Source organism: Streptomyces sp. NPDC054840, from assembly GCF_053611065.1.
This window is the reverse complement of the sequence record NZ_JBSGZP010000168.1, coordinates 4,617-12,217: the sequence shown is the minus strand read 5'-3', so window position 1 is coordinate 12,217 and position 7,601 is coordinate 4,617. Positions and strand designations below refer to the sequence as shown.

Here is a 7,601-nt window from a genome sequence, read left to right as displayed (position 1 = left end):
GGGACGGGCCGGGTCGCGCACCGCGCGGTTCCCGGCCCGTCCCGCGTCGTGCTCCCGGGGCCGGATCGCCCGTACCGGCCCCCGTCACGGCCACCCGTGTCGGGGGACCCTCGAACATCGGGCCGGATGGCCGTAGCATCCGGCCATGCCGAATGGTCAGCATGGTCAGCAGCAGCCCCCCGCCGGAGGCCAGTGGTACCCGCCGGAGTGGCCCGACCGCATCCGCGCGCTCGCGGACGGCTCGCTCGTCCCGGTGGAGCCGCGGCGCGCCGCCACCGTGATGCTCCTGCGCGACACCCCCGAAGGTCCCGCCGTGCACATGCTGCGCAGGCGGGCCTCCATGGCCTTCGCCGGGGGTGCGTACGCCTACCCGGGCGGTGGGGTCGATCCCCGCGACGAGGAGCACCAGGTCGGCTGGGCGGGTCCCTCCCGGGAGGACTGGGCGGCCCGGCTGGCAACCGATCCCCTCACCGCGCAGGCCATCGTCTGCGGGGCCGTACGGGAGACCTTCGAGGAGGCGGGCGTCCTGCTCGCCGGGCGGACCCCGGACGAGATCGTCGGTGACACCACCGGAGACGACTGGGAGGCCGACCGGCAGGCACTCGTGGCGCGGGAGCTGTCCTTCGCGGAGTTCCTCGACCGCCGCGGTCTGCGGCTGCGGTCGGACCTGCTCGGGGCCTGGGCGCGCTGGATCACCCCCGAGTTCGAGCCGCGGCGCTACGACACCTGGTTCTTCGTGGCCGCCCTCCCCGCGGGCCAGCGCACCCGCAACGCCTCCACCGAGGCCGACCGGACCGTGTGGATCCGCCCCGCCGACGCGGCCGCCGGGTACGACAAGGGTGAGCTGCTGATGATGCCGCCCACCATCTCCACGCTGCGGTCGCTGGAGCCGTACGGGAGCGCCGCGGGCGCGCTCGCCGCCGCAGCCGAGCAGGACCTCGCCCCGGTGCTGGCCCAGGCCACGCTGGAGGACGGGGAGCTGGTGCTCAGCTGGCCGGGGCACGACGAGTTCACCAAGCGCGTCCGCCCCGGACGTCCCGCAGGCCCGGCAGACCCCGGAGGCCCCGGAGGCCCCGGAGGCACCGGACGTCCCGCAGGCCCCGGAGACACCGCAGACCCCGGAGGCACCGCATGACCGACGCCGCCGCACTGCCGGGACAGCCCCGCGGAATCGTCACCTCGGGCCCCGCGACCGCCCGCGCGGTGAACGTCCTGGCTCCCAACGCCTCCGCGATGACCCTCGACGGCACCAACACCTGGCTGGTGTCCGAGCCCGGGTCCGACCTCGCCGTCGTGATCGATCCCGGCCCGCTGGACGACATACATCTGCGGGCGGTCATCGCCACCGCCGAGCAGGCGGGCAAGCGGGTCGCCCTCACCCTGCTCACCCACGGCCACCCCGACCACGCCGCGGGCGCGGGCCGCTTCGCCGAGCTCACCCGTACCAAGGTCCGCGCCCTGGACCCGGCCCTGCGCCTCGGCGACGAGGGCCTGGCGGCCGGGAACGTGGTCCGGACCGGCGGGCTGGAGCTGCGCGTGGTGGCGACCCCCGGCCACACCAGCGACTCGCTCTGCTTCCACCTGCCCGCCGACCGGGCCGTACTGACCGGCGACACCGTCCTGGGCCGCGGCACTTCCGTCGTCGCCCACCCCGACGGCCGCCTCGGCGACTACCTGGACTCCCTGCGCCGCCTGCGCTCGCTCACCGTGGACGATGGGGTGCACACCGTCCTGCCTGGCCACGGGCCGGTCCTGGAGGACGCGCAGGGCGCCGTCGAGTACTACCTGGCCCACCGCGCCCACCGGCTCGCCCAGGTCGAGACCGCCGTCGAGAACGGCTGCCTGACGCCGGAGGCGGTCGTCGCCCAGGTCTACGCGGACGTGGACCGCTCCCTGTGGCCGGCCGCGGAATGGTCCGTCCGGGCGCAGCTGGAGTACCTTCAAGATCACGGACTGATCCCGGGAGGGCCTGAATGAACACCGTGTTTCTGTTGGTCGTGCTGGTCGCGACGGCCGGATGGATCACTTCGACGGTGACCCTCCGGGTGCAGAGCCTCCAGAACAAGGCGGACCGCATGGAGCGCCGCCTGGCCCTGGTGCTGGACCACTTCGGCATCGAGGAGCCGGAACCGGCCGGGATGGACGAGGTACGCGCCCATCTCAGGGCCGACCGGCACATCTCGGCGATCAAGGAGTACCGCCGGATCACCGGCGCGGGCCTGGCCGAGGCCAAGCTGGCCGTCGACCGCCTCGCCGAGGCCGAGAAGGCCTGACCCGGTTCCGGTCCGTCGCTCAGCCCCGGCGCGGTGTCTTCGTGCCGTGTCGTGCCGTGTACTCGTCCGCCAGCCAGGGTCCGAGGTCCTCGACGTAACCGCGCAGCATCTCCGGGTCGGCGACGGGATCCAGCGCGACGGCGGCCGCCGCCGCCACCTGCGCCGCGCGCTGCGGGTAGTACATGCCGAAGATCTCGGCGGATTCGCCGAGGTCGCTGGTCCAGCCGCCCCACCGCGGCATGACCAGCGTGAAGGCGGTGCGCACCAGGCGCCGGGAGAAGAGGCGGCTCAGTTTCCGGTACTCCTGCGGGGTCGAAGCGTCCCGCACCCGCCTGCGCCATTCGGGCAGCAGTTCGGCCAGGTCGCCGTTGGTCTCGCGGGCGAGCAGGCTGTCCGGCCGGTAGCGCGGCAGGTGCTCGGCCAGGTCCGCGCCGAGCAGCGGGGTGCACAGGCAGGCGAGGAACCAGCCCAGGTCGAATCGTTCCTCCTCGCTCAGCACGGCGACCTTGTCCTGGAGGAGGATGCCGACCCCGTCGACCTCCGGGAAGTCCTCGTCGAGCCCGCGGGCGAGCACCTCGGCGGTGTCCCGGTCCTCGTCGGAGGGCTCGTGGTGCAGCACGAGCAGCAGGTCGAGGTCGGACCTCCCGGGCCGGGCCGTCCCGCGGGGCACGGACCCGTAGAGGTACGCGCTGTGCAGGCGTCGGCCGTATGCCTCGGTGGTCCGGGCCCGCGCGGCCGCCACAACCCCCTTGAACTCGCTCTGCACCCTCCCGAGGGACCCCTCCCGCTCGAAGTACCCGGACGCGTCCAGTCCTCTGTGCTCCATGACTCCACTGTGCCCGCCCCGGCCGCCGGTCCGGGGCGGCCGAGCCGGCGCCGTGCGTCGGCGGGACCGCCCCGGAGGCGGTGGGGACCGGAAGAAACACGAAGGGGCCCTGCCCGGGCGGGCAGGACCCCTTCGAACGGCTGTGGCCGGCGTCAGCGGGAGCGCTTCGCGAGGCGCTCCACGTCCAGCAGGATGACCGCACGGGCCTCCAGGCGCAGCCAGCCGCGGCCCGCGAAGTCGGCCAAGGCCTTGTTCACGGTCTCGCGCGAGGCGCCGACGAGCTGTGCGAGCTCCTCCTGCGTGAGGTCGTGCACGACATGGATGCCCTCCTCCGACTGCACGCCGAAGCGGCGCGACAGGTCGAGGAGCGCCCGTGCCACACGGCCGGGAACGTCGGAGAAGACCAGGTCGGACATCTGGTCGTTGGTCTTGCGCAGGCGGCGGGCGACGGCGCGCAGCAGCGCGGTCGCGACCTCGGGCCGGGCGTTGAGCCAGGGCTGGAGGTCACCGTGGCCGAGGCCGAGGAGCTTGACCTCGGTCAGCGCGGTGGCGGTGGCGGTACGCGGGCCCGGGTCGAAGAGCGACAGCTCGCCGATCAGCTCGCCGGGGCCGAGGACGGCCAGCATGTTCTCGCGGCCGTCGGGGGAGGTGCGGTGGAGCTTCACCTTGCCCTCGGTCACGACATACAGCCGGTCGCCGGGGTCGCCCTCGTGGAACAGGGCGTCACCGCGTGCGAGGGTCACCTCGCCCATGGAGGCGCGGAGCTCCGCGGCCTGCTCGTCATCGAGCGCCGCGAAGAGCGGGGCGCGCCGCAGAACGTCGTCCACGAGTCTCTCTCCTATGTCGACCAGCTCAGGGGACCGCTCCCCATTTTGCCGGACGGCTCAAACAGTGCGATCAATCACAAGGATGCCGGACGGACGGGCGTGCTGTGCGGCGAGAGGCCAATCGGAGTGGTGTTACCTGAGGTCCGGGCGGGTGTCAGCGGTCGGCCTTAGGCTGGCCGGGTGTCCAATAAGCCGGTGAGAGCACAGGCCAAGGGGTCCGCCGGAGTGACGGAGCCCCCAAATTCTGCCGTGGGCGAACATGTCCCAGTGAAGACGTCCGCGAGCGCTGCGGCCACCCCTGAGGGCAAAGTTTCGGCCAAGAAACCGAAGTCGGCCAAGCCGGAATCGCGCCTGGCCATGGTGCGCAGGGCGCGGCGCATCAACCGCGAACTGGCCGAGATCTATCCGTACGCCCATCCGGAGCTCGACTTCCGGAATCCCTTCGAGCTGCTCGTCGCGACGGTGCTGTCCGCGCAGACCACCGACCTGCGGGTGAATCAGACGACCCCGGCCCTCTTCGCGGCCTACCCGACCCCCGAGGACATGGCGGCCGCCGCCCCGGAAGATCTGGAGGAGCTGATCCGGCCGACCGGGTTCTTCCGGGCGAAGTCGAGGTCCCTGCTCGGCCTCTCGCAGGCCCTGCGGGACAACTTCGGCGGGGAGGTGCCGGGCCGGATCGAGGACCTGGTGACGTTGCCCGGAGTGGGCCGCAAGACGGCGAACGTGGTTCTCGGCAATGCGTTCGGCGTCCCGGGGATCACGGTGGACACCCATTTCGGCCGACTGGTGCGCCGCTGGAAACTGACCGAGCAGGAGGACCCGGAGAAGGTCGAGGCCGAGATCTGCGCGATCTTCCCGAAGAGCGAGTGGACGATGCTCTCGCACCGGGTCGTCTTCCACGGCCGCCGGATCTGCCATGCGCGCAAGCCCGCCTGCGGGGCCTGCCCGATCGCCCCGCTCTGCCCGGCGTACGGGGAGGGCGAGACCGATCCGGAGAAGGCGAAGAAGCTGCTCAAGTACGAGAAGGGCGGCAGGCCCGGCCAGCGGCTGACTCCGCCCCCGGACTACCCGGGCCTTGCCGCCCCGCCCCTGGGCGGGGACGTGGCGGCGCCGTAGGGGGTGCAGGGGGGCAGTGGGGCAGGGGAGGGCGAAGGGGGCGAGGAGGGGCAGGAAGGGGCGGGGGAAGGGAAGGGGCCGCAGGGGCGCGGGGACGTGCAGACCTGTGGACTCGGGGACTGAGGAACGAATCGGTACCCGGACCGCGTTTGCGGTGTGGGAGACGGCGCTTGACAGGACGACGCGGACAGAGGTGCCTATGACGCGCGGTACACGGGACGAGACCGGAACCACGGTGGGAGCCCGCGAGGGCCGCGCCCCGGCGGTCACCACCGACGGCCTGCCCGGCTGGCTCGACCCCGTGGTCGAGGCGGCCCGGTCCGTCCAGCCGGGGCAGCTGAGCCGGTTCCTGCCGCCCGAGGACGGGCGCGGGCGGCAGTCCGCCGTGCTCGTGCTCTTCGGGGAGGGCCCCCGCGGCCCCGAGCTGCTCCTGATGGAGCGCGCCGGCACCCTGCGCTCGCACGCGGGCCAGCCGTCCTTCCCGGGGGGCGCGCTGGATCCGGAAGACGGCGATCCGCACACCACCGGCCCGCTGCGTGCCGCGCTGCGCGAGGCCGAGGAGGAAACCGGACTGAATCCTTCCGGTGTTCAGCTCTTCGGCGTGCTGCCCCGGCTCTACATCCCGGTCAGCGAGTTCGTCGTGACCCCGGTCCTCGGCTGGTGGCGCGACCCCAGCCCGGTCGGAGCCGTGGACCTCGCCGAGACGGCACGGGTCTTCACGGTTCCCGTGGCCGATCTCACGGACCCCGAACACCGGGTCATGACCGTTCATCCGAGCGGTCACCTGGGGCCGGGATTCACCGTCGAATCGGCTCTGGTCTGGGGATTCACCGCCGGAGTGATCGACCGGATCCTGCACTTCGCGGGCTGGGAGCGTCCGTGGGACCGCTCACGCCAGGTCCCGCTCGACTGGCGCGCATGAGACGGTGGCCCACGTGAACGTGCTGGACATCCTGTTGCTGCTCGCCGCCGTATGGTTCGCGATCGTCGGCTACCGCCAGGGGTTCGTCGTCGGCATCCTGTCGGTGATCGGCTTCCTCGGCGGTGGTCTCATCGCCGTGTCCCTGCTCCCGCTGGTCTGGGACCGGGTGACGGACAACGGCACCCAGGTGTCCACCACGGTCGTCGTGATCTCCGTGGTCGTGATCATCGTCTGCGCCTCGATCGGCCAGGCCCTGACCACCCACCTCGGGAGCAAACTTCGCCGCCAGATCACCTGGTCACCGGCGCGCGCGCTCGACGCGACCGGCGGAGCCCTGGTCAACGTGGTCGCGATGCTGCTGGTGGCCTGGCTCATCGGTTCCGCGCTCGCCGGTACCTCGCTCCCCACCCTGGGCAAGGAGGTCCGCAACTCCAAGGTCCTCCTCGGCGTGTCGCAGGTGCTGCCCGAGCAGGCGAACACATGGTTCTCCGACTTCAGCTCCACTCTCGCGCGCAACGGCTTCCCCCAGGTGTTCAGCCCGTTCTCCAACGAGCCCATCACCGAGGTGCAGGCGCCCGACCCGACGCTCGCCAGCAGCCCCGTCGCCGAGGTCGCGAAGCGCTCGATCGTTAAGGTCGTCGGCACCGCGCCCAGCTGCAGCAAGGTGCTGGAGGGCACGGGCTTCGTCTTCGCGCCCGGCAAGGTGATGACCAACGCCCACGTGGTCGGCGGGGTCAGCGAGCCGACCGTGCAGATCGGCGGCGAGGGCAAGCTGTACGACGCCAAGGTCGTGCTCTACGACTGGGCGCGCGACATCGCCGTCCTGGACGTGCCGAAGCTGAAGGCCCCGGTGCTGGAGTTCTCCGAGAGGGACGCGACGAGCGGCAACGACGCGATCGTCGCCGGCTTCCCGGAGAACGGCGGGTACGACGTCCGGTCGGCCCGTGTCCGCGGGCGGATCAACGCCAACGGCCCGGACATCTACCACCGGGGTACCGTCCGACGGGACGTCTACTCGCTGTTCGCGACGGTCCGCCAGGGCAACTCCGGCGGCCCGCTGCTGACGCCCGACGGCAAGGTGTACGGAGTCGTCTTCGCGAAGTCCCTCGACGATCCCAACACCGGTTACGTGCTGACGGTGGACGAGATCCGCGACGACATCCGGGTCGGCAAGGACGCCGTACGCCGGGTCGACAGCCAGGGCTGCGCCCTCTGAACCGACGCTCCGACGGGTCCCTACGTCCGCGGATGACGCAGGCGCGCGGAGACCCAGCGGGCCCGTCGGCGCAGGATGAGCGGAATCCCGAGGCGGGGGTCGTGGCCGTGCCGGCCGGCCCTCTCGTGCGTGCCCGGCGTAGCTGCCGGGCGGCGTTCGTGCGCGGTGTCACCGTAGTCGTGCGTCCAGCTCATACTCCGAGCTCTGCCCGTGCCCCAAGGTCCGTAATCCCGTCCGGGGCGGCCAATTGGCCTATGCGCCAGGCAATTGAATGCTCGTACGACAAGCGCACGATCGAACTGCCGCCCGTTCAGGGGACGGTCGCCGGATCCGGCACCGTCGTGCCGGCCGTCGCGCGGCCCTTTCGGGCGGCGGCCCGGCCGGCCGTCCCGTCAGCGGTCCGGCTCGGGGTCCTTGAGCC

General features: G+C 72.3%; 9 protein-coding genes. 6 read left to right on the top strand and 3 right to left on the bottom strand.

Features of this window, described 5'->3' with window-relative positions; translation table 11 throughout:
- The first annotated feature begins 145 nt into the window (after positions 1-145).
- The 3 genes from ACWGIU_RS14955 to ACWGIU_RS14945 are packed head-to-tail and all read left to right on the top strand — an operon-like array spanning position 146 to position 2,273.
- Positions 146-1,135, top strand: coding sequence for an NUDIX hydrolase (locus tag ACWGIU_RS14955; RefSeq protein WP_453705862.1), 990 nt, complete (start codon positions 146-148; stop codon positions 1,133-1,135).
- Positions 1,132-1,977, top strand: coding sequence for an MBL fold metallo-hydrolase (locus ACWGIU_RS14950; RefSeq protein WP_453705860.1), 846 nt, complete (start codon positions 1,132-1,134; stop codon positions 1,975-1,977). The genes ACWGIU_RS14955 and ACWGIU_RS14950 overlap by 4 nt, the downstream gene beginning before the upstream one ends.
- Positions 1,974-2,273 (top strand): hypothetical protein, encoded by a 300-nt coding sequence (locus tag ACWGIU_RS14945; protein WP_030726713.1) that lies wholly within the window; start codon positions 1,974-1,976, stop codon positions 2,271-2,273. The genes ACWGIU_RS14950 and ACWGIU_RS14945 overlap by 4 nt, the downstream gene beginning before the upstream one ends.
- A gap of 19 nt (positions 2,274-2,292) precedes the next feature.
- Here ACWGIU_RS14945 and ACWGIU_RS14940 read toward each other — a convergent pair whose 3' ends face one another.
- Both ACWGIU_RS14940 and ACWGIU_RS14935 read right to left on the bottom strand, forming a co-directional pair.
- Positions 2,293-3,099 (bottom strand): nucleotidyltransferase domain-containing protein, encoded by an 807-nt coding sequence (locus ACWGIU_RS14940; protein ID WP_453705857.1) that lies wholly within the window; start codon positions 3,097-3,099, stop codon positions 2,293-2,295.
- A gap of 152 nt (positions 3,100-3,251) precedes the next feature.
- Entirely contained in the window at positions 3,252-3,926 is a 675-nt protein-coding gene (locus ACWGIU_RS14935) for a Crp/Fnr family transcriptional regulator (protein ID WP_003981529.1), read from the bottom strand.
- A gap of 267 nt (positions 3,927-4,193) precedes the next feature.
- Here ACWGIU_RS14935 and nth point away from each other — a divergent pair, with 267 nt between their 5' ends.
- The 3 genes from nth (at position 4,194) to ACWGIU_RS14920 (ending at position 7,180) form a co-directional block, all read left to right on the top strand.
- Positions 4,194-5,042: an endonuclease III gene (gene nth / locus ACWGIU_RS14930; protein ID WP_453705856.1), complete on the top strand. Its 849-nt coding sequence runs from the start codon at positions 4,194-4,196 to the stop codon at positions 5,040-5,042.
- Between the two features lie 199 nt (positions 5,043-5,241).
- Positions 5,242-5,964 carry an NUDIX hydrolase gene (locus ACWGIU_RS14925; protein WP_453705854.1) on the top strand — a complete coding sequence of 241 codons (723 nt, stop codon included), beginning with the start codon at positions 5,242-5,244 and terminating at the stop codon, positions 5,962-5,964.
- A 13-nt stretch (positions 5,965-5,977) separates the two neighbouring features.
- Positions 5,978-7,180 (top strand): MarP family serine protease, encoded by a 1,203-nt coding sequence (locus tag ACWGIU_RS14920; RefSeq protein ID WP_453705852.1) that lies wholly within the window; start codon positions 5,978-5,980, stop codon positions 7,178-7,180.
- 20 nt (positions 7,181-7,200) lie between these two features.
- Here ACWGIU_RS14920 and ACWGIU_RS14915 read toward each other — a convergent pair whose 3' ends face one another.
- The gene (locus tag ACWGIU_RS14915; RefSeq protein WP_453705850.1) at positions 7,201-7,374 is read right to left on the bottom strand and encodes a hypothetical protein; all 174 of its coding nucleotides are present in this window, start codon (positions 7,372-7,374) and stop codon (positions 7,201-7,203) included.
- Between the last annotated feature and the right edge of the window lie 227 nt (positions 7,375-7,601).